Here is a 22,183-nt window from a genome sequence, read left to right on the forward strand (position 1 = left end):
GTGGTGGGACACCATACTTCAGTCGCCGGTGGTGAGTGGACCCCCCATGCGCCAGCGCTCGACCGTCGCCGAAGCCCGCGTTTCCGCAGGGTCGCGGTCCATCTTCTGCCGGTCGCTGCAAACGGACATATGGTTCATCTGTTGATGTGGCGACAAGCCTGGAAAGGGTTCACATGCGCCCCGCACTCAGCTCTGCTGCCCTGGCCCAGCTGCGTCAGCAGCGTCCCTATCCGGCAGTTACGGTCCTGATGCCCACGCACCGTCGCGAACCGGACAACGCGCAGGATCCCGTCCGGCTGCGCAATCTCATGGCCGCGGCGAAGGAACAGCTCCAGGCCGATCCCGCTGTCACCCGGGAGACCCGTAGCGAGGTCACCGAACAGCTGGACCGCGCACTGGCCGAAGTCGACCTGGCACATGCCGAGGACGGGCTCGTGGTCTTCGCCGCGCCGGGGGAGCACCAGGTCTGGTCGCTCGGCCGGACCGTTCCCGAACGGGTGGTGCTCTCGGACACCTTCCTGACCCGCAATCTCGTCTCGGCGCATGCTGCCGAGCGGCCGTTCTGGGTGCTGGCCGTCTCTGCCGACCGCGCCAGTCTGTGGAGCGGCACGACGGACCGCGTCACCGAGGAGGAGGCCGGGTCGTTCCCGCTGACTCGCAGCCTCGAGGACCCTGACGCAGAGCGCAAGGAGCGGATCGGCGATCTGCCCAGCACCTTCAGCGACGAACTCACCCGTCAGTTCCTGCGCGACGCGGACTCCGCGATGAACGCCGTCCTGGCGTCCCACCCCCGGCCGCTGTACGTGGCCGGGGAAGCGGCGGCGCTCGCCCTTCTCGGCGACGTCGGCAGCGTGGCCGCGAAGGCCGCGGCCCGCATTCCGCACGGAGGCCTCGCCAGGGGACCCGCCGACGCGGTGTGGCAGGCCGTGCGGCCGTTCGCCGAGGCCGGCGCCGAGCAGGACGTCGCCGATGTGCTGGCGGAGCTGGACCGGGCCCGCGGGCGCCGGGCGTTCGCCGCCGGCGTGGACGAGATCCGGCAGAACGTCGCGACGGGCCGAGTGGCACTTCTCGCGGTCGAGGAGAACTACCGGGAGACCGTGCGGGACACGGGAGAGCACCTCAATCCCGCGGAACCGGGCGATCTGGACGCCCTCGACGACATCGTCGACGACATCGTCGAACGGTCGCTGGACACCGGCGCCGAGGTGCGGTTCGTCCCCGACGGCACGCTGGCCGACGTCGGCGGAATCGCGAGTTCCCTGCGCTACTGAGCGCGGTGAGCAGGAAAGGATCTCCGATGAGCGCAGCATCCCCACGCCGGTCGAGTATGCGGCGGCCCGTTGCCGCGGCGGCGACCGTGGTCATGGTGGCGGTGGGCGTTACCGGGCTCGTCTCGTGCGGCGGCGACTACAACGGCTCCACGAGCAGTTCGTATCCCAGTCCCCGCCCCACACCCCCGGAGACCGCCTCCTTCTCCGGTGACGTGCCGTCCGCCCTGGCCTCCGACGCGGCCTCGGCCCGTGCGGCCGCCTCGGCCGCCGCGTCGTCGGCGTCCGCCGCGGCCTCCGCCCTCGAGTCGTCGATCTCGGCCGAGGTGGGGCGGGCGAACCAGGAAGCCGCCGAGGAGCTGAAGGACGTGAAGGGGGGCGGCAACGCCCGGGCCGACGTCACGCTCCGGGGCAAGCCCGTGGCCGAGACCGGTGGTCTGCGGGCCGTCATCGTGAACATCACCAACAGCACGGACGAAGAGGCTTCGTACGCCGTGCAGGTCGACTTCAGGGACTCCTCCGGCAAGGTCGTGGAGAGCCGCGTGGTCGGCGCTCAGGACCTCGCGCCGGGCAAAAGCGCCCAGCCGCTGGCCATCAGCAGGAAGCCCGCCGATCTGAACCTCACGCCCACGGTGGCCAAGGCCCAGCGGTACTGAACGCCCTTGCGGTGCCGGCGCCGACAACCCCGACAGCCCGTAGCTGCCGGGAGCGGCGTCAGCCCCAGCTCTGCGTGTAGTGGCTGCGGAAGTCCCGGCGGTCCTGCGCCGACCAGATCGACCGGGTGGCGATCAGCCCGAGCAGACTCACCGTGATGACGATCAGCCCCGGAGCGACAGCCTCGGGACCGAGGATGTTGGTGACCGTCCGTCCCTCGCCCCCGCCCGGGTTGAGGGGGGCGTTGCCGCCCGCGGTGTTCGGCGGCGGGAGGTCGGGGTTGAGCGGTGCCTGGGCCGCGCCGTTCGCGGCGGCGCCGCCACCGGTGAGACGTACGCCGAGGGCCGCCATCGCCTTGGTCGCCGGCTGGAAGTAGGTGACGCCGCCCCTGGTGCAGTCGCCGTTGCCGCCCGACGTCACGCCGAGCGCCAGACCCTCCGCGAACAACGGGCCCCCGCTGTCACCGGGTTCGGCGCACACCGTCGTCTTGATGAGGCCGACGACCGTGCCCTCGGGGTAGTTCACGGTCGCGTTCAGTCCGGTGACCTGTCCGGTGCGCAGCCCGGTCGTACTGCCGCTGCGGAACACCTGCTGGCCGACGAAGGGTTCGGCGGCCCCGTTGATCTGGACGGCCTGGCCTCCCCCGATGTTCACCACATTGGGCCCACCGGGGATCTCGCCGTTCTGGTACTGCACGAGCGCGAAGTCGTTGCCGGGGAACCTGCTCACTGTCATGTTGCCCACCGGCTTGCTGCCGCTGTTGTCCTGGAACCAGGTGGTGCCCGCGGGTCCGCAATGGCCCGCCGTGAGGACGAAGTTGGCCCGGCCGTCGGTGACGTTGAAACCGGCGGAACAGCGGCCCTCGCCGGCGAGAATCGGCTCGGCGCCGTTGATCCTGGTGGTGAACGACCCGGCCGTGCGTTCCATCCGTACGGACGCGCCGATCTTCTCGGCGACGGCGGACAGCCGGTCCCAGTCGGCCGCCGACACCGTGCTGTCGGCCTGCACCGACACCGTGTTGGTCGCATAGTCCAGTGACCACGCGGTGCCCGGCACCCGCGGAGCCTGGCCCAACGCATCAGTCGCCGACCGCAGTTGGCTCATGCTGTACCGCACGACCTTGGCGCGCGCGCCCGCACGCTCGACCTCCTCGGCCGCCTGCTCGTCGGTCACCGCCACGACCTCGCGCCCGTCGTCGCCCATCCAGGTGCCCGCGGTGCGCGACGTGCCGAGCTCCGACACGAGCCGGGTGCCCACGTCATTGGCCGGTGTCCCGCCCGCTCCGGGGGTCTCACCTGCCACGGCGTCCGTGACCATCAGCCCTCCGCAGAGCAGTCCTCCCACGGCGGCAAGCCGTGCGATCCGCTGCAGTCTGCGTCGTGCGTGCGTCATCCCTGGCCCCTTGGTCGTTGCGCGACGCCGCTCCGAACGCCGAGGGCACCCGGACACCAGGAGCCCTCCTTCCATACGTGGGAGGGCGGCCCACGGTTCACCGCGCCGCCGGGCGGCGTGGACCGAGTCCGACGGAGGCCGGGCCGGCAGGAGGCATTGACAACCCAAGGTTGACACCCTCGAGGTGTCAACCTACGGTTGACGCATGGAGAATCCCGGCCGCATGACCCATCCCGTACGGCTCGACGACCTCATCGAGGCCATCAAGAAGGTCCATTCCAACGAACTCGACCAGCTGTCGGACGCGGTCATCGCCGCCGATCACCTCGGGGACGTGGCCGACCATCTGATCGGTCACTTCGTGGACCAGGCCCGGCGTTCCGGTGCCTCGTGGACGGAGATCGGCAAGAGCATGGGCGTCACCCGCCAGGCGGCTCAGAAGCGATTCGTCCCCAAGGGCAGCGCCGAGTCGGATCTCGACCCCAGCCAGGGTTTCAGCAGGTTCACCGAGCGGGCCAGGAACTGCCTGATGGCGGCGCACAACGAGGCCCACACCGCACGGAACACCACGATCGGGCCGGCGCATCTCGTTCTCGGGCTGCTCGCCGAGCCGGACGCGCTCGCCGCCCGTGCGATCGTCGCGCAGGGTGTGCCGCTGGACACCGTCCGCCGGGCCGCGACCGCGGCATTGCCGCCCGCGGCCGACGAGGTGCCCGACCTGGTCCCGTACGACGCGTCGTCGCGCAAGGTCCTGGAACTGACCTTCCGTGAGGCGCTGCGCCTGGGCCACAACTACATCGGCACCGAGCACATGGTGCTTGCCCTGCTGGAGTTCGAGGACGGCGCGGGCGTGCTCACCACGGCCGGCGTCGACAAGGCCGCGGCAGAGGGCCATATCGCCGACGCCGTGGCGGCGATCATCGTCGCCCGCCGGCAGGATTGAGACGCGCGCCTGAGAGCCGGCGCATGGCGCGCACCACGACGTCCTACACGGCGGAGCGCCTGCGCTGGGCGTGACTGCCCGCGAGAAGCGCCTCCGTGATGAGCCGCACGCCCCGCGCCAGCCGGTTCAGCTGCTCCAACTCGACGGCGTAGAGCCGGATCGTGCTCTCGATGATCTGGTCGGAGACGCCCAGCGTGGGGAGTTCGGCCCGGCAGGTCTGCAGGGCGACGCGTACGGTCCGCATTTCGTGCTGGAGCTGCAACTGCGCATGGCGGGCCAGCAGGATGTGATGACGGGTCAGCGTCGAGTAGCCGGCGTAGCGGGCCGGCAGGAGATCGCGCAACCAGCGCGCCGCCGTGCGCTCCCAGTCGTGGCTGCCGGGGGTCTTGACCTGTACCGGCCAGTCCGAGTCGATCGGGGTGAAGGTCTGGGACATCGTCGTCGCTTCCGGATGGGGCGGATCGGCACAGGGTCGCTGGCCTGGGGAGTCTCTGGCGGCCCCGGCCCAGGGGTTGACCGGGGCCGCCGGGTGGGCACATCCGCAGGGGGCGGAGGGTGCCCGGACGGAACACCGAGGGGCGGGACGCGAGGAGGAGAGCGTCATACCTCGGTGTCCGTGCTAGGGGGCTCGTACCGGATCGCCGTGGTCGCCCGCACCGATGACACCCGTGAGCCGTTTCGGCCCCGGCGGATCTCTGCGGAGTGCGCCGTGTGCGGCGGGGCGTGGCGAGGTGTGCATGGGGCGGTGCCGACTTTCCTGGGCGACGGTGCGGGCCGGCCTGGGATCCGGAGGAACCGGGGCCACCAGGGCAGTAAATATATATACCGTTGAGTACGCAAGGGTATGAAAAATTTCATGCACGATGAGGCATGAAACGTCCCGATCGATTCCACCGGTGATGCGCCCGCGGATCAGTCCTCGAGGAAGAAATCGTGCTGTTCGGCGGCCTGCTCGTAGCTTTCGAGCCGGCTCTGCGTGCGCTGCGGATCGGCGTCGGCCATCGCCTGGAGCAGCGCGGCGGACAGGACGCCCGGCGCCGCGTAGGAGTCGAAGACGAGCCGTGACCCGGTGGCGGCGGTCAGGGCCACATCGGCCTCGTCCACGATGGGGCCGAGTGACAGGTCGGTGATCAGCGCGACGCGCAGCCCCGTGCTGCGGGCCGCGCGCATCGCCGCGAGGGTCTCGTTCGCATGCCGTGGCATCGCGAACGCCAGCACCCAGGTGCCGCCGGCGGCCCGTGACTGAAGGAGTGCGTCGTACGCGACGCTGCCGCCGCGGGTCACCGTGCGCACATCGGGATGGATCCGGCGCGCGGCATAGGCGAAGTACTCCGCGAGCGAGACGGAGATCCGCAGTCCGAGAACGGTGAGCGGAACCGACCGGGCGAGTTCACGGCCGACGTCCAGCACCTGGTCGGTGTCGGCCAGCACCCGGCGCAGATTCTCGAGGTTCTCGATCTCGGCGTCCACGGCGGCCTGCAGTTCGTTGCGGCGGATCTGTTCGCGCGAGTCGGGCGAGCCCGCGACGGCGCTGAGCGCGATGGGCTGAAGCGCCTCGCGGAGCGCGGGATAGCCGCTGAAGCCGACCGACGAGGCGAACCGGGTCACCGAGGGCTGGCTGACCCCCACCCGCTCCGCGAGATCCGTGATCGACAGGAACGCCGCCTCGGTGAGGTGGTCGGTGATGTACTGCGCGATCCGCCGCTGTCCCGGCGAGAGCCGATGGCCGCCGAAAAGGGCGAGAACCCTGTCTGTTGGGGCCGGCTCCGCGTCGGGAGAAAGTCTCCCCGGCGTGATCGCAGACGCCTGTGCGCGTGCCTGCTGCCCTGATGGCACCGGTGTCACTCCTTCTCGTCCCACTTTCGCTCAAGATAGCTCAGTCGCCCGGGTCGGCAGGGAGACTTCCGGCAGGTGTGGGACCCGTCGTCTCATATTCCGGATGCTCGCGTGGACGCCGGCTCCGTTGCCCGCAGCAGCATCGAGGCGCCCTGCCGTGCCTGCCCGGCCGCGTCGGCGGAGCGGGTGATGGCCGCCGTGGCCATCGCGCCCTCGGCGAGCAGGACGAGCGGGCCGGCGAGTTCCGCGGGGCGGCCCGCGTCCTTCACCAGGCTCGCCACGTAGGCCCCGAAGGCGCTCTTGTGGTGGCGGGCCGCCTCGGCGACTGCCGGGTCGACGGCGCCGAGCTCGCCGTAGGAGTTGATGAAGGCGCAGCCCCGGAAGTCCGGCTGCGCGAACCAGTCCCGGAGCCAGTCGTAGACGGCGAGGATGCGTTCCTCCCCGTCCGCCCGGCTGTCGGCGTACTCCATGACCTGCGTGCGCCAGCGGATGTCGCGCCGTTCGAGGTAGGCCCGCAGCAGCTCCGCCTTGGAGGGGAAGACCTGGTAGAGGCGCTTGAGGGAGACGCCGGACGCGGAACGGATCTCGTCCATGCCGACGGCCTGGACGCCTCGTTCGTAGAACAGCTCCTCGGCCGCGTCGAGCAGTTTCATACGCGCTTCCGTCAGGTCCACCGGTGCTCCAGTTGCGCGAGAATCATCGTTCTCCTAACCTACATCGCCATGCGGAGAACGCTCGTTCTCCGCTGGTGGAGCCCGCAAGGGGAGTCACCTCCGGCACCGAAGGAGACGTCATGTCGTTCCGTCCTCCCGTCCCGCCCTTCACCCGCGAGAGCGCCGTCGACAAGGTCCGCCTCGCCGAGGACGGCTGGAACAGCCGCACCCCCGAAAAGGTCGCCCTCGCCTATACGGAGGACTCCCGCTGGCGCAACCGCGCCGAACGGTTCGCCGGACGCGACCGGATCGTCGCCTTCCTGACCCGCAAGTGGGCCAGGGAGCTGGACTATCGCCTGATCAAGGAGCTGTGGGCGTACGGCGGTGACCGTATCGCCGTGCGCTTCGCCTACGAATGGCACGACGACTCCGGCCAGTGGTACCGCTCGTACGGCAACGAGAACTGGGAGTTCGACGAGAGCGGTCTGATGCGGGTGCGGCACGCGAGCATCAACGACGCACCGATCCAGGAGTCCGACCGCGCCTACCACTGGCCGCTCGGCCGCCGCCCCGACGACCATCCCGGACTCTCGGAGCTCGGATTCTGAGACGCGCGCCGGGACGCCCGGCAGTCGCCGGGGCGCACGATCTGTGTCGACAGAGATGCGCGATACGGCTGGGGGAGGGCATTCTTACTGTGTGACCTGGTACGCCGCGGCCGGGCACACTCCGCAGGATCGGCGCGGGGTCACGGCCGGGACAGGGAAGAGCGACGGCCGAGTTCCCGACGAACTGGAGCTCGTACTCGCTCAAGCCTCCGTGAGCGCCATCGAAGCGGTCGGGGGGTTCGCCGGTGGCGTCTATCTGCGGTCCGAATCCGAGGGACTCCTGAGGCTGGCCGTGCTCGCCGGGCTGCCGCAGCGCCTGTTCCGGCCCTGGTGGCGCATGCATGTGAACAGGCCGTTCCCCGTCGCCGAGGCCTACAGATCGGGACGTGCCGTCCACTTGGCGGACGCCGAGGAAGCGATGCGCCGCTTCCCGCAGCTCATGGCGGGCCTGCCCTTCCCCTTCGGATCGCTCTACGTTCCCGTCGTCGCCGACAGCGAAAGATTCGGCGTTCTGGTGGTCCTGCGGCGGGCCACCGTCGGGCAGCCCGTCGACAACAGCGACCGCCACCGGATCCACAACGCCGCCCGGCGGCTCGGAGCCGCGCTCGCCGCACTGAGCGCCCGGGGCTCGCCCGTCGCCTGGGAGGGCGAGCCCGTCCCCGTCCAGCTGCCTGCCCTCACCACACCCCCCGTACGCATCGGCCACTTCGAGTGGGAGCTGAGCAGCGGCACCGTCACGGCGGACGAGGACATGTGCACGATCCTCGGCGCTGATCCGAAGGGGTTCCCGGGCACGATCGAGGCGCTGACCGAACGGCTGTCGCCGGAGGACATGTTCGGCCTGTGGGCCGTCGCGCGGCAGGCGCTCGACTCCAGCCGGCCGGTGGCCCGGCGAATGCGGCTGCGCGGACCCGACGGCCGGCCGCACCTGCTCGAGCTCACGGGCCGCCGCGCCGACCCGCCGGAAGCCGGACAGGGGGACCGTCTGACCGGATTCCTGGTGGACCTCGGCACCGGGCCGATCATCTCCGAGGCGACGGAGCGGCTGCCCCGCGGGATCTTCTCGCTCGACCGGCTCGGCCGGATCACCTACCTCAACCAGCGCGCCGAGAGGATGTTCGAGCGCGGCGCGCCCGAACTGACCGGGCGCATCCTGTGGGATGTGGTGCCCTGGCTCGGCAACCCCGCCTACGAGGACCACTACCGGGCCGCGATGATGTCCCACACCGCCGTGCACTTCATGGCCCGGCGGACCGAGGACGAGTGGCTGTCCGTCTCCCTCTTCCCCGGCCATGACGGTCTGACCGCGAGCCTCATGCCCGCGGACGAGCCGTCGTACGCCCCGGGTTCGGTGATCACCCCCGGCACCGGCCTCGGCTCACCGGCCGACCGCGCCTCGGCGCTCTACCGTCCGGTCGCGCTGGCCATCGCCCTGACCGAGGCCGTCACGGCACGTCAGGTATCCGCCGTCGTCACCGAGGAACTGCTCCCGGCCTTCGGTGGCAGGCAGCTGGCGATCTATCTGCTCAACGAAAGACACCTCTACCTGGCCTGGGAGACCGGCTTCCCGCAGGGGTTCCTGGACCGCTTCGACGGCGTGGCGCTCGACGCGCGGCTGCCCGGAGTCGAAACCCTGACCTCCGGCCGCCCGATCTTCTTCGAGTCGATGGAGCATCTGGCGACCGCCTATCCCGGCATTCCGCTCGACGCCCACGTGGGCGCGCGGGCCTTCCTGCCGCTGATCGCCTCCGGCCGGCCGGTGGGCTCCTGCATTCTCGGCTTCGACCAGCCGCGCGGATTCAGCCCGGAGGAACGTACGGTCCTGACCGCGCTCGCCGGACTCATCGCGCAGGCGCTGGAGCGCGCCCAGCGCTACGACAGCGAGGCGGCGCTCGCCCGCGGACTGCAGGACGCTCTGCTGCCGCACCGGCTGCCCGTCCTGAGCAATGCCGCGACCGTGGGCCGCTATCTCCCCGGCACCCAGGGCATGGAGGTCGGCGGGGACTGGTACGACGTCGTCGAGCAAGGTGACAAGATCGCCCTGGTCATCGGCGACGTCCAGGGGCACGGGGTGTCCGCGGCGGCCACGATGGGGCAACTGCGCACCGCGCTGCGGGCGTTCGCGCTGGCGGGCCACGATCCGCAGGAAGTGGTGACCGGTACCAACCGGCTGCTCATAGACCTCGACCCGGGCCAGTTCGCCAGTTGCTGCTACATCGTCGTCGATCCGGCGACCGGCATCACGCGGGCCGTAAGGGCCGGTCATCCGCAGCCGCTGCTGCGGCACCCCGACGGCAGGACCGACGTGCTCAACCTGGCGGGCGGAGTCGTGCTCGGCGTCGACCCCGCTGCCACCTATCCGGTCACCGAACTGCGTCTGGAACCCGGCGCGGTGCTGGCGTTGTTCACCGACGGTCTGGTCGAGGAGCCGGGGCGCGACATCGACGTCGGTATCGACCGGCTGTGCGCCACGTTCGCCGAATGCGGATCGCTGACCCTGGCCGAGACGGCGGACCGGCTGATCCGGGAGGCCGGTCAGGCGGCGGACCGGCCCGACGACATCGCGCTGCTGCTCGCCACCCGCTGGGTGTAGCGACCCGCCGGCCGGGTCACCTTCCGCGCTAGAGGTCTCAGCCCGCGCCCGGCGCGGTCGCCGTGCTCTCCCGTTCGAGGAGCCGGGGGAGCGGTACCCGCACCGTCCGTGCCGCGCCACCGTCCAGCAGGGCCGTCAGCTCCTCGGCGGCGAGCCGTCCGAAGGCGACCGTGTCCCGGGACAGTGCGGTCAGCCAGGGATGGGCCATCCGGCACAGCACGGAGTCCTCCCACGAGACGATCGAGACGTCGCCGGGGACGTTGAGTCCGAGACCGATCGTCACGGCGGCGCCCGCGGCGGCCATTACGTCGTTGTCGTAGACGAGGGCGGTGGGCGGCGCCTCGCCTGTCAGCACCCGCCGGGTCACCGCGGCACCTTCGGTGTCGGAGTAGTCGGTGGTCACCGAACGGGCCTCGGCGAGATGGCGCCGCTCGGCCTCCACACGCAGCGAGCGGATGCGCCGGTCGGTGTGGGCGAGCGAGGACAGACCCGCGATGTGCACGATCCGCCGGTGGCCGAGCTCGTGCAGCCGGCCGACGATCACCGCCATGGCGCCGGTGTCGTCGGCCCGCACCTGGGAGAGATTCGGGTGTCCGTCGGGCAGCCCGCCGATGACGACCCCGGGCAGTCCCAGTTCGTCCAGCAGCGCCGGGCGCGGGTCGTCCGTCCGCGGATCCACCACCAGCACACCGTCCACGCGGTGCTCGGCCCACCAGCGGCGATAGACGGCGCACTCGTCCGCCACGTCCTCCACCACCTGGAACAGCAGACCGAGGTGACGCTCCGCCAGCACTTCCTGGATGCCGGAGATCAACTGGAGGAAGAAGGAGTCCACGCCGAGCGTCGTCGCGGGCCGTGCCACGACGAGCCCGACCGTCGCCGCACCTTCGCCGGACAGGGCACGGGCGGCCGTGCTCGGCCGCCAGCCCAGCTGCTCGGCGACCCGGCGCACCCGGTCGCGGGTGATCTCCGAGACCCCCGGCCGGTCGTTCAGCGCGAAGGACACGGCGCTCTCCGACACACCGGCACGGCGGGCGATGTCCTTCATCGTGGGGCGGCGTACCGGTGCCCGCCTGGACGGTGGACCCGCCGCCCCCGGCGGTGTTTCCGCTGCCACTGGGGCCCCTTTCACACTGCGTACTAAAGCGCTTGAGCACGCATACCCTAAAGCGCTTTAGTTGATCCGCGCAAGTGCTTGCTCGCACGGCTCTGACCTGGACTAATGCAGAGCGGAACGCATTAGTTGGCGCGAATGTCTTGACTTCAAGGCCAGTTCACTTGCAGGGTCTGGTCGCAGTGAAACAGCCGGTGGCCGCAGCTCCGGCGTCCGCACGTCTGGTCCGAGCAAAGGAGCCGTTCACCGTGCGCATCAACCGCAGGGCATTCGCCGCTGCCGCCGTCATCGCCGTCGTCCTGCCGCTGAGTGCCTGCGGCGGCGCATCGGACACCGGTTCGTCCGACGCCTCCGGCAAGGTCGAGGGCCGGATCACCTTCCAGACCTGGAACCTCCAGGCCAACTTCAAGGACTACTTCAACGGCCTGATCGCCGACTTCGAGAAGCAGCACCCCGGTACCGACGTGAAGTGGGTCGACCGGCCGGCCGAGGGCTACGCCGACAAGATCAGCGCGGATGCCGCCGGAGGCACCCTGCCCGACGTCGTCAACGTCTCGCCGGACCTGGTCGCCCCCCTCGCCAAGGCCGGGCTCGCCCTCGATCTGGACAAGGCCGCCTCCCAGTACCGCAAGGAGTATCTGGAAGGCGCCTGGCAGAGCCATCGGATACCCGGCATGGAGGGCACCTTCGCCTTCCCCTGGTACCTCAACACCGGCCCGCTCTTCTACAACAAGCGGCTCCTCACCGAGGCGGGGCTCGACGCCGCGCAGCCGCCGAAGACGTACGACCAGGTCTTCGCCGCCGGGCTCCAGCTGGCCCAGAAGAGCAAGGGGAAGATCGCCACCCTGGCCAATGTGCCCACCATCGAGGACTTCGGCCGCTACGACGTCCCGCTGATGAACAAGGAGGGCACCGGCTTCGCCTTCAACGACGCGAAGGGCGTGGAACTCCTCACCAAGTACAAGGAGTTGTACGACGCCAAGGCGCTGGATCCGCAGGCACTCACGGCCACGCCCGAGTCCGCGGGCCACAAGTTCCTGACCGAGTCGGTGGCCATGAACCCGGGCAGCGCACTGGACCTCGGGAACTTCAAGAAGCAGGCGCCCGGCCTGTACAAGAACATCGGGATCACCGACCAGGTCAGCAGCACCGGCCACGCCAACATGTACGTCATGGGCGTGATGGTGAACTCCCGGTCGCAGCAGAAGCCCGCCGCCGTCGCCTTCGCGCACTTCGTGACCGACGCGACCCGCCAGATGGAGTTCGCCAAGAAGGTCGCCATCTTCCCGAGCACCGCGGGCTCCCTGGATGACCCGTACTTCACCAAGGAGGACGGCAGCGACGAGACCCGCGTCCGGGTCGCGGCCGCCAAGTCCCTGAAGACGGCCGTCAATTACACACCGGTGCTGTTCAGCGAGCAGATGAAGACCGAGCTGCGCAACGCGGTGGCGCGGGCGCTCCAGGGCAAGGAGAGCCCCGAGGAAGCGCTTGACAACGCTGTCAAGGCCTGCGACCGGCTGCTCCAGCAGAGCTGAGCCGGAACCGCGATGACCACCTCCACCGTTTCCTCCGCCGCGGCGAGCCCGCCGGAGCGCGTCGAGCCGAAGAGGGCGGCCCGCTCCGGCGGCGGCCGTCCCGGCAGCCCGATCAGGCGCCAACTACCTACCAGCCCCTGGCTGTTCGCCCTACCCGGTCTGCTGATCGTCGGGGCCTTCAGTCTGTATCCCTTCATCAGCACGCTGGTGAACGCCTTCACCGACCGCCGCACCCTGATCTCCGGACAGTTCGTGGGCCTCGCCAACTTCGAGGAACTCCTCCACGACGACATGTTCTGGATCGGACTGCGCAACAGCACCCTGTACGTCCTCGGCGTGGTGCCCGCGCTGGTGATCCTGCCGCTGCTGCTCGCGATGCTTGTGCAGCGCCACATCCCCGGTATCACCTTCTTCCGGTCGGCCTTCTACACACCGGTGGTCGCCTCCATCGTGGTCGTCGGTCTGATCTGGGTGTGGATGCTGGACGACCGCGGGCTGATCAACGCCGTCCTGGAGGCGGTGGGCGTCGGCAAGGTCGGCTTCCTCAGCGACCAGTGGCTGCTGCTCGGCAGCGCCATGGCGGTGACGGTCTGGAAGGGCCTCGGCTACTACATGATCATTTATCTGGCCGCGCTGGCGAACGTGCCCCGCGAACTCCACGAGGCCGCGGCGGTCGACGGGGCGGGCCCCGTCCGGCGCTTCGTCACCGTCACCGTCCCCGCCGTCCGCTCCACCATGGTCCTCGTCGGAGCCCTCTCCTCGGTCGCCGCCTTCAAGGTCTTCTCCGAGGTCTATCTGATGGCCGGCCCCAGCGGAGGGCCCGCGGGCGAGGACACCACACTCGTGATGCTCGTCCAGCGCGTCGGCACCGGACTGTCCGGACGCGTCGGCTACGCCTCCGCCATCTCGGTGGTCGTCTTCGTCGTCACCGTCGCCCTGATGCTGCTCGTGCTCCGCGCCGACCGCCGGGAGGACGCGTGAAAGCGATCAGCGTGACGGACGCCGAAGGCCGGCGGATCCCGGGCTGGCAGCTCGTGCTGCGCTACCTCCTGCTGCTCGCCGTACTGGCCCTGACCGTCGGGCCCTTCCTGTGGCAGTTGTCCACCTCGCTCAAGGGACCGCACGAGGACATCTTCAGTTCCCCGCCGAAGTTCTTCCCCAGCGACCCGACCCTCGACAACTACACACGCGTCGCCAACACCATCCCGGTGTGGGACTACGCGCTCAACTCCCTGAAGGTCGCAGCGACCAACGTAGTCACCAACTGCGTCGGCGCGGCACTCGCGGGCTACGCGCTCGCCCGGATGCGCTACCGCGGACGCCGGGCCGCGACGCTCGCCTTCGTCCTCGCGATGCTCGTCCCCGTCGAGGGCATCATCATCGCCCAGTTCACCACCATGCGGGACCTCGGGCTGAACAACACCCTGGTCGCCGTCCTGTTGCCGGGCTGCATCGGAGCGCTCAACGTCCTGCTGATGCGCAACGCCTTCCTGGGCCTCCCGCAGGAGGTGGAGGAGGCGGCCTACGTCGACGGCGCGAACGTGTGGCAGCGATTCCTGCGTATCGCCCTGCCCTCGGTCAAGGGCACCCTCGCCGTGGTCGCGATCTTCTCCTTCATGGGCGCCTGGGACGACTTCCTGTGGCCGCTCATCGTCCTGAGCGATCCGCAGAACTTCACGCTCACCATCGGCCTGAACTATCTGCACGGCACCTTCGCCAACGACGAACGCCTCGTCGCCGCCGGAACGATCATCGCCGTGCTGCCCCTGATCATCCTTTTCGCCTGTCTGCAGCGCTTCTTCTTCCGCGGTGTCGGTGAGGGGGCCGTCAAGGGCTGACCGCCCGGCCCCCCATCGCCGTCGCACCACAGAACGAGGACACCCCTCCCGTATGAGCTCTTCCGTGCCGCGCTTCGGCGCCAACTACACGCCCAGCCAGGGCTGGTTCCACCACTGGCTGGACTTCGACCTCGACGCCGTGCGCGCCGATCTCGACTCCATCGCCGGCCTCGGCCTGGACCATATCCGCGTCTTCCCGCTCTGGCCGCTGTTCCAGCCCAACCGCACGCTGATCCGCCCGCGCGCCGTCGAGCAGCTCGTCCAGCTCGCCGACGCGGCGGCCGAGCGCGGGCTCGACGTCAACGTGGACGGACTCCAGGGCCATCTGTCGAGCTTCGACTTCCTGCCCGCCTGGACCCAGACCTGGCACCGGCGCAACATCTTCACCGATCCGGACGTCGTCTCGGGGCAGGCGGAGTACCTGCGCACCCTCGCGGCCGCGCTCGCCGACCGGCCGAACTTCATCGGCATGACCATCGGCAACGAGATCAACCAGTTCTCCGGCGGGCCGCACCCCGACCCCGACCGCATCTCACCGGCGGAGGCGGGCAGTTGGCTCGCCCGGCTGCTGGACGCGTGCGAGGCGGGCGCACCCGGCAGGCTCCATCTGCACGCCGAGTACGACGCGGCCTGGTACCGCGACGACCACCCGTTCACCCCCGCACACTCCGCCCGCCTCGGCGCCATGACCGCCGTGCACTCGTGGGTCTTCAACGGCACGGCACAGCGCCACGGCACCACCGGCACCGCCACCGAGCACCACGCCGCCTACATGATCGAACTCTCCAAGGCGTGGGCACCGTCCCCGGACCGCCCTGTCTGGCTCCAGGAGGTCGGCGCGCCCGCCCCCCTCGTCCCCGCCGCCGACGCCGCCGCCTTCACGGAGGCCACCGTGGCGAACGCGCTGGACTGCCCGGACGTCTGGGGCGTGACCTGGTGGTGCTCCCACGACGTGTCGCGTTCGCTCGCCGACTTCCCCGAACTCGAGTACAGCCTCGGTTTGTTGACCAACGACCGGGAGGTCAAGCCCGCCGGGCAGGCCATCGCGCGGATCGTCGAGGAACGGCGCGACCGGAAGAAGCCGCCCGAGCCGCGGACCCTCGCCCTCGTCGTCGACGCGGGTGACGACGAGACCGGGCCCCGGCGCTCCGTCTGCGCACCCGGCGGCGCCGTGTTCGAGGCCTTCGCCCGGCTGACCGCCCAGGGTGCGCGCCCCACCACCGTTCTCGCGAGCCGCAGCGACGACAGGGACCATCTCGCCGCGCGCGGCATCACCGAAGTCGTCACCCCCGAACAGGCCGGCTCATGACCCGGTCCGCCACCACCACAGCACCGTAAGCCGTCCCCCAACGACACGGAGCACACCATGACCCCCCACCTCAGCAGACGAACCCTCCTCCTGGCCTCCGCCGCCGCGGCCGTGGCGCCGGCGGTCCTGCCCGGTGCGGCCTCCGCCGCGACCAAGGCCGCCTCCGGCGCGCCGTACGCCGCCTACTGGTACCCGGACTCCTTTCCCGCCGGGACCCCCGGCCCCGGCATCACCTGGCGCAGCCTCAAGGCCTGGCGCGCCGAGGACGACGCGGATCTGGCGTTCAACTCCGCGACCGTGCCCCTGGCGAGGCGCTTCACGCCGGTCCCGGTGAACACCACGGCCCGCGCCGGCCAGGCGCGCATCCAGTCCCTGGTCTCCTTCGCCCCCACCGCCGGCAACCCCTCCCAGGGCTCCGCCACCGCCGACCACTACGCCCTGACCCACTGGTCCTACCTCGACGAACTCGTCTTCTGGGGCGGCTCGTCCGGCGAGGGCCTGGTCCTCGCGCCCAACGCGCCCGTCGTGGACGCCGCACACCGCCACGGTGTCCCCGTGCTCGGCAGCGTGTTCCTCCCGCCCGTCGCCTACGGCGGGGATCTGCGCTGGACCCGGGACCTGGTCCAGAAGGACTCCTTCGGCCGCTTCCCGCTCGCGGAGCGCCTCGTCGCGGTCGCGGCGGCGTACGGCTTCGACGGCTGGTTCATCAACGCCGAGACCGGTGGCGGGGACGGGGCGCTCGCCGCCGACATGACCGGCTTCCTGAAGGAACTCACCGCGCTCGGCAGGCCGAAGGGCCTGCGGGTGTGCTGGTACGACTCGATGACCGTGAGCGGATCGGTCAGCTGGCAGGGGGCGCTGAACGACCGCAACAAGCCCTTTTTCCAGGCGGCCGACTCCATGTTCGTCGACTTCCGCTGGTCGCGCTCCACGCTGGCCGCCTCGGGTCGCACCGCCGAGCAACTGGGGCGCAGCCGCTACGCGTTGTGGGCCGGTGTCGACGTCGAGGCGAACGGCTGGAACCGGTCCGTCGACTGGGACGCCATCATCCCGGTGAACACACCGGACGTCGTCTCGCTGGGCTTCTACCGGCCGGAGTGGACCCGAAACCACCTGCCCGCGGGCCGCACCCCCGCACAGTTCCACGCCGCCGACGACCGGTTCTGGAGCGGGCAGTCCCTCGACCCGTCGCGGCCGGCACCCGGGGACCCCTGGCGGGCCCCGGCGCTCGCCGTCGCCGACCGCTCCACCGTCGACACCCTGCCGTTCGCGACCGTCTTCAACACCGGCCACGGACTGCGCTGGTACGAGAGCGGCAAGGTGACGTCCGACGCGCCGTGGAACCACCTCGGAGTCCAGGACCGCATGCCCTCGCGCCAGTGGGTCGTGCGCACCACCGGACAACGGCCCACGGTGGCCTACGACTTCGGCGACGCCTGGCACGGCGGCAGCAGCCTCCTCGTCGGCGGCGCCCTCACCGCTCCCACCACCCTCGACCTGTACGCGTGCCGGCTGCCTCTCACCGCCGACACCGTCGTCGAACTCGTCCACCGCAGCGAGAGCGCCGGGGTCACCGTCGAACTGGCCATCGCCACGGCCGAGCCCGCCGGACCCGGACAGCCGCATCCGTACACCTATGTGCCGCTCGCCGCCCCGGGCCGCGGCTGGACGACCACCACCGTGCGGCTGACCGGTCTGTCCGGGAAGGTCCGCGCGCTGGGTGTCCGGCTGACCGGCGCCGGAGGCCCGGTGACCTGGCGCCTCGGCTCCCTGGCCGTACGCGACAAGGCGGCACAGAACCCGTCGGCCCCCGCCGGTCTGCGGATCACCGCAGCGGCGGGCGGCGATCTGCGCTTCGCCTGGCAGCCCGCCCCCGGAGCCGTACGCCACCACACCCTCCACCGGGTACTGCCGGACGGGACACGGCGCTTCCTCGGCGCCACCTGTCAGCGGGCCTACTTCGTCCCGGGCCTGCGGCCCGAACAGGGCGAGAGTGCGGCGCGGTTCGAACTGCGCGCCGTGGGGGAGCTCTACACCGCGTCGACTCCCGTGACCGCCACCCACCCCTGGTAACCACCACCGCAACCCTCGGAGCCACCCCACATGCATGACGACCGCAGCCTCGTCGAATCCCGCCTCAGGAGGGTCCTCGACGAACGCATACGCCCTGCCGTCCACCCCAGGTCCGTTCCGCTGGACATCGCGGTGTGGAACGCACCCGGCGAGCCCGTCCCGGTCGCCGAAGGACTCGCGGCCGAACCGGTGCCGATCAAGGCCGGCGACATGTGGGGTGCTCCCTGGGGGACCAGCTGGTTCCGGGTGACCGGCACCGTTCCCCAGGAGTGGGCAGGACGGACCGTCGAGGCACTGCTCGACCTCGGATTCGACGAGAACATGCCGGGCTTCCAGTGCGAGGGCCTGGTCTACCGGGCCGACGGCACTCCGGTGAAGGGCCTCAACCCGCGCAACCAGTGGGTCCGTATCGGCGCGCCGGTCCAGGGCGGTGAGGAGGTGCTGCTGCACATCGAGGCCGCGTCCAACCCCGTGATCCTCGACTACCACCCCTTCCTGCCGACGCAGCTCGGCGACAAGGAGACCGCGGGCAGCGAGCCGCAGTACCGGCTCGCGCGCATGGACCTCGCCGTCTTCGACGAGACCGTGTGGAACCTCGTCCTGGACCTGGAGGTCCTCGGTGAGCTGATGCAGGAACTGTCCGCCGACAGCCAGCGCCGGCACGCGATCCTGCGCGCGGTCGGCCGGGCCCTGGACGCCGTCGACCTCCAGGACGTCAACGGCACGGCGGCAGAGGCACGGGCCTGCCTCGAAGAGGTCCTGTCCACGCCCGCCGAGCCGTCCGCCCACCGCATCAGCGCGGTCGGGCACGCCCACATCGACTCGGCCTGGCTGTGGCCGCTGCGCGAGACCGTGCGCAAGGTCGCCCGGACGACGTCCAACATGACGGCACTGCTGGAGGACGAGCCCGACTTCGTCTTCGCGATGTCCCAGGCACAGCAGTTCGCCTGGATCAAGGAACACCGCCCCGAGGTCTACGCCAAGGTCAAGGCGGCCGTCGCCGACGGGCGCTTCGTGCCCGCCGGCGGTATGTGGGTGGAGTCCGACACCAACATGCCCGGCTCGGAGGCGATGGCCCGGCAGTTCGTGCACGGAAAGCGCTTCTTCCTCGACGAGTTCGGCATCGAGAACGACGAGGCGTGGCTCCCCGACACGTTCGGCTTCGCCGCCGGACTGCCGCAGATCATCAAGGCCGCCGGTTCCAAGTGGCTGCTCACCCAGAAGATCTCGTGGTCGCAGACGAACAAGTTCCCCCACCACACCTTCCAGTGGGAGGGCATCGACGGCACCCGCATCTTCACGCACTTCCCGCCGGTCGACACCTACAACTGCTCCATGAAGGGCAGCGAGATCGCCCACGCGGCGCGCAACTTCAAGGACAAGGGAGTCGCACACCACTCGCTCGCCCCGACAGGATGGGGCGACGGAGGCGGCGGTACCACCCGCGAGATGGTCGCCAAGGCCGCCCGGCTGCGCAGTCTCGAAGGGTCGGCGACCGTGAGCTGGGAAAGGCCGGCCGAGTTCTTCGCCAAGGCCGAGGCGGAGTATCCGCAGGCGCCGGTCTGGGTCGGCGAGCTCTATCTGGAGCTCCACCGGGCCACCCTGACCAGCCAGGCGAAGACCAAGCAGGGCAACCGCCGCAGTGAGCACCTGCTGCGGGAGGCCGAGCTGTGGGCCGCGACCGCTGCCGTACGGACCGGCTTCCCCTACCCCTACGAGGAGTTGGACCGGCTGTGGAAGACGGTGCTGCTGCACCAGTTCCACGACATCCTGCCCGGCTCCTCCATCGCCTGGGTGCACCGCGAGGCCGCCCGGACGTACGCCACCGTCGCGGATGAGCTGAACGGCATCATCGACGCGGCGCAGCGTGCGCTCGCCGGCGATCCCGCCTCCGGCACCCGGCTGGTCTTCAACGGCGCACCGCACGAGCGGCACGGCGTGCCCGCGGGAGGCGCGTCCGCCCCCACCGACGGCGGCGGCGCCTCGCTCACCCCGCGCGAGGACGGCGGCTTCGTCCTCCACAACGGCCTGCTGGAAGTGGAGATCGACGGCCGCGGCCTGGTGGTCTCCGCCTACGACAGCGGGGCCGAGCGCGAGACGGTCGCACCGGGCACCGCCGCCGGCCTCCTGCAGATCCACCCCGACTTCCCGAACATGTGGGACGCGTGGGACGTCGACGAGTTCTACCGCAACACCGTCACCGATCTCACGGGCGCCGACGAGGTCACGGCCGTGACCTCCGAGAACGCGGCCGCCGTACGCGTCGTCCGCAGCTTCGGCGACTCGAAGGTCACCCAGGTGCTGACGCTCCCCGCCGGAGCCAAGCGCCTGGACATCGAGACCGAGGTCGACTGGCACGAGACGGAGAAGTTCCTCAAGATGTCCTTCCCGCTCGACATCCATGCCGAGCGCTACGCCTCCGAGACGCAGTTCGGGCACTTCCACCGGGCCACCCACACCAACACCAGCTGGGAGGCGGCCAAGTTCGAGGCGTGCAACCACCGTTTCGTGCATCTGGAGGAGCCCGGCTGGGGTGTCGCGGTCGTCAACGACTCGACGTACGGCCACGACGTCACCCGCACCGTGCGCGACACAGACACCGACACCGACAGCGGCACGACGACCACGCTCCGGGTCTCCCTGCTCCGGGCACCGCGCTTCCCCGACCCCGAGACCGACCAGGGCGTCCACCGGTTCCGGCACGCACTCGTGCCCGGTGCGCAGATCGCTGACGCGGTCCGCGAAGGCTTCCGTATCAACCTCCCCGAGCGCACGGTCACCGGTGAGGGTGCGGTGGCCCCGTTGGTGACGGTCGATCAGGACGGGGTGGTCGTCAGTGCGGTGAAGCTGGCCGACGACGGCAGCGGCGATGTGATCGTGCGGCTCTACGAATCGCGCGGCGGTCGCGTCCGCGTGCGCCTCGCGACGGAGTTCGAGGCACTCGGCGCGGTCACGACCGATCTGCTGGAGCGGCCTCTGGCCGGCGTTCCGCAGCCCGAACTCACCGATGGAGCAGTCCGGTTGAGCCTGCGCCCCTTCGAGCTCGTCACCCTCCGGCTGGCCCGCCCGCAGGACTGACCCGCGACAGATGCGGCAGCACGCCCCACGCCGCGAGCGCGGGGCGTGCTGCCGCATGGGGTTACAGCGGTAGCGCGCAGACCGCTACCGGAAAGCGAAAGGGGCCCCCCGCAGGCCGCAGTTCTCCGGTCGTCCGATCGACGTGGAACACGGACACCGTGCTGGAGCGCTGGTTGGCGGCGAACAACAGATTCTGCGACGGCGACAGGGCGATGTGCCGGGGGTGGTCGCCGCCGACCGGGACGGTGCCGAGCAGCCGCAGCCGCGCTCCGCCGTCCTCCACGGCATAGCGCGTCAGGCTGTTGTGCCCACGGTTGGCGAGAAACGCGAACCGGCCGTCGCGGGTCACCGCGAGCCGCGCCGGATAGCTCGTTCCCGGGCCCGCCCCGGTGGGTTGCGGCGCGCCCGGGGTCAGCCTGCCCGTGGCCGGGTCGTAGCCGCAGACCGCCACCGTGTTGTCCAGCTCGTTGGCCAGGAACGCGTAGCGGCCCGAGGGATGGAAGGTGAGGTGACGCGGCCCGGCGCCCGGTCGGACCGTCGCCCGCGACACCGCGGTGAGCGTGCCGCGCGCGGTGTCGAGCCGATAGGTGTAGACGGTGTCGGTGCCCAGATCGACGGCGAGGACATGACCGCCGTCCGGGCTGGTGATGATCTGGTGCGCGTGCGGTCCCCCCTGGCCGGGGCCGGGCGGCGGTGCGGAATGCGTCACGAGGGCCGTGCGTGCCCCCAGCGCGCCGGACGCCTCGATCGGATGCACGGCGACGCTGCCGGACGTGTAGTTGGCGCTCAGCAGCCAGTTGCCGCCCGGATGCACGGACAGATGGCACGGGCCCGCGCCGCCCGTGGCGCGGCTGCCGAGGACCTGGTGCCGGCCGTCCGAGGAGAGCCGGACCGCGGTCACCGCGCCGTCCTGCCGCTCGTTCACCGTGTAGAGCGTGCTGCCGGAGGGGTGGAGTGCCAGGAACGACGGGTCGCCGACGCCGGTGACGGTGCCGGTGGCGGTGATGTGCCCGGTCGTGTCGTCGTACGCCGCCAGACCGATGCCGGCGCCACCACCGGCGACGGAGGTGTAGGTGCCCAGAAAGAGACGGCGCGGCCCGCGGGGTGCGGCGTGAGCGGTCGCCGGTAAGGCGGTGGTGACCGCCGCGGCCACCACGGTCCCGAGGAACCTGCGCCTGCCCGGCGCTTCAACCGGGGGCACGGGACGGCCGGTGTCCGCCGCTGCTGCTCTGCTGCTCATGTGCTCTACCTCGGAAGTCGGTCCGGGTGGTGCGAGGTGGGGGGCGACG

At 70.7% G+C, this 22,183-nt stretch carries 17 protein-coding genes; 11 read left to right on the forward strand and 6 right to left on the reverse strand.

The genetic code is table 11. The features are described 5' to 3' along the window. Nucleotides 1-173 precede the first annotated feature (173 nt). Nucleotides 174-1,271: a chemotaxis protein gene (locus tag RPQ07_RS32485; RefSeq protein WP_313947797.1), complete on the forward strand. Its 1,098-nt coding sequence runs from the start codon at nucleotides 174-176 to the stop codon at nucleotides 1,269-1,271. 26 nt (nucleotides 1,272-1,297) lie between these two features. Continuing rightward, entirely contained in the window at nucleotides 1,298-1,924 is a 627-nt protein-coding gene (locus RPQ07_RS32490) for a hypothetical protein (protein WP_313947798.1), read from the forward strand. A gap of 58 nt (nucleotides 1,925-1,982) precedes the next feature. On the opposite strand, the gene RPQ07_RS32495 is transcribed toward RPQ07_RS32490, so the two are convergent. Next, complete coding sequence (locus RPQ07_RS32495) at nucleotides 1,983-3,314, reverse strand: S1 family peptidase (RefSeq protein WP_313947799.1); 1,332 nt, start codon at nucleotides 3,312-3,314, stop codon at nucleotides 1,983-1,985. Between the two features lie 205 nt (nucleotides 3,315-3,519). On the opposite strand from RPQ07_RS32495, the gene RPQ07_RS32500 reads away from it, so the two are divergent. Continuing rightward, complete coding sequence (locus RPQ07_RS32500) at nucleotides 3,520-4,257, forward strand: Clp protease N-terminal domain-containing protein (protein WP_313947800.1); 738 nt, start codon at nucleotides 3,520-3,522, stop codon at nucleotides 4,255-4,257. 43 nt (nucleotides 4,258-4,300) lie between these two features. Here RPQ07_RS32500 and RPQ07_RS32505 read toward each other — a convergent pair whose 3' ends face one another. The 3 genes from RPQ07_RS32505 to RPQ07_RS32515 form a co-directional block, all read right to left on the reverse strand. Then, a complete protein-coding gene (locus tag RPQ07_RS32505; protein WP_313947801.1) occupies nucleotides 4,301-4,693 on the reverse strand; it encodes a hypothetical protein in 393 nt (130 codons plus the stop codon). A 476-nt stretch (nucleotides 4,694-5,169) separates the two neighbouring features. Then, nucleotides 5,170-6,093 carry a MurR/RpiR family transcriptional regulator gene (locus RPQ07_RS32510; protein ID WP_313947802.1) on the reverse strand — a complete coding sequence of 308 codons (924 nt, stop codon included), beginning with the start codon at nucleotides 6,091-6,093 and terminating at the stop codon, nucleotides 5,170-5,172. 92 nt (nucleotides 6,094-6,185) lie between these two features. Next, nucleotides 6,186-6,746: a TetR/AcrR family transcriptional regulator gene (locus RPQ07_RS32515; RefSeq protein ID WP_313947803.1), complete on the reverse strand. Its 561-nt coding sequence runs from the start codon at nucleotides 6,744-6,746 to the stop codon at nucleotides 6,186-6,188. Nucleotides 6,747-6,886: 140 nt separating this feature from the next. Between RPQ07_RS32515 and RPQ07_RS32520 the strand changes: the two genes are divergently transcribed. Both RPQ07_RS32520 and RPQ07_RS32525 read left to right on the forward strand, forming a co-directional pair. Then, on the forward strand, nucleotides 6,887-7,354 hold the full coding sequence (locus RPQ07_RS32520; RefSeq protein WP_313947804.1) for a nuclear transport factor 2 family protein: 468 nt from the start codon (nucleotides 6,887-6,889) through the stop codon (nucleotides 7,352-7,354). A gap of 55 nt (nucleotides 7,355-7,409) precedes the next feature. Continuing rightward, nucleotides 7,410-9,947: a SpoIIE family protein phosphatase gene (locus tag RPQ07_RS32525; protein ID WP_313947805.1), complete on the forward strand. Its 2,538-nt coding sequence runs from the start codon at nucleotides 7,410-7,412 to the stop codon at nucleotides 9,945-9,947. Between the two features lie 37 nt (nucleotides 9,948-9,984). Here RPQ07_RS32525 and RPQ07_RS32530 read toward each other — a convergent pair whose 3' ends face one another. Then, a complete protein-coding gene (locus RPQ07_RS32530; protein ID WP_313947806.1) occupies nucleotides 9,985-10,995 on the reverse strand; it encodes a LacI family DNA-binding transcriptional regulator in 1,011 nt (336 codons plus the stop codon). A gap of 314 nt (nucleotides 10,996-11,309) precedes the next feature. Here RPQ07_RS32530 and RPQ07_RS32535 point away from each other — a divergent pair, with 314 nt between their 5' ends. From RPQ07_RS32535 to RPQ07_RS32560, 6 genes are read left to right on the forward strand one after another with little or no spacing between them, the layout of a single operon-like run. Beyond that, complete coding sequence (locus RPQ07_RS32535; protein ID WP_313947807.1) at nucleotides 11,310-12,596, forward strand: sugar ABC transporter substrate-binding protein; 1,287 nt, start codon at nucleotides 11,310-11,312, stop codon at nucleotides 12,594-12,596. Between the two features lie 12 nt (nucleotides 12,597-12,608). Next, on the forward strand, nucleotides 12,609-13,577 hold the full coding sequence (locus tag RPQ07_RS32540; RefSeq protein ID WP_313947808.1) for a sugar ABC transporter permease: 969 nt from the start codon (nucleotides 12,609-12,611) through the stop codon (nucleotides 13,575-13,577). Next, the gene (locus RPQ07_RS32545; RefSeq protein ID WP_313947809.1) at nucleotides 13,574-14,434 is read left to right on the forward strand and encodes a carbohydrate ABC transporter permease; all 861 of its coding nucleotides are present in this window, start codon (nucleotides 13,574-13,576) and stop codon (nucleotides 14,432-14,434) included. The genes RPQ07_RS32540 and RPQ07_RS32545 overlap by 4 nt, the downstream gene beginning before the upstream one ends. A 52-nt stretch (nucleotides 14,435-14,486) precedes the next feature. Then, a complete protein-coding gene (locus tag RPQ07_RS32550; protein WP_313947810.1) occupies nucleotides 14,487-15,743 on the forward strand; it encodes a glycosyl hydrolase in 1,257 nt (418 codons plus the stop codon). Nucleotides 15,744-15,800: 57 nt separating this feature from the next. Then, the gene (locus RPQ07_RS32555; protein ID WP_313947811.1) at nucleotides 15,801-17,816 is read left to right on the forward strand and encodes an endo-beta-N-acetylglucosaminidase; all 2,016 of its coding nucleotides are present in this window, start codon (nucleotides 15,801-15,803) and stop codon (nucleotides 17,814-17,816) included. 30 nt (nucleotides 17,817-17,846) lie between these two features. After that, nucleotides 17,847-20,894, forward strand: coding sequence for an alpha-mannosidase (locus RPQ07_RS32560; protein ID WP_313947812.1), 3,048 nt, complete (start codon nucleotides 17,847-17,849; stop codon nucleotides 20,892-20,894). A gap of 61 nt (nucleotides 20,895-20,955) precedes the next feature. Here RPQ07_RS32560 and RPQ07_RS32565 read toward each other — a convergent pair whose 3' ends face one another. After that, on the reverse strand, nucleotides 20,956-22,134 hold the full coding sequence (locus RPQ07_RS32565) for a lactonase family protein (RefSeq protein ID WP_313947813.1): 1,179 nt from the start codon (nucleotides 22,132-22,134) through the stop codon (nucleotides 20,956-20,958). Between the last annotated feature and the right edge of the window lie 49 nt (nucleotides 22,135-22,183).

Source organism: Streptomyces sp. AM8-1-1, from assembly GCF_032229325.1.
GTDB lineage: Bacteria > Actinomycetota > Actinomycetes > Streptomycetales > Streptomycetaceae > Streptomyces > Streptomyces achmelvichensis.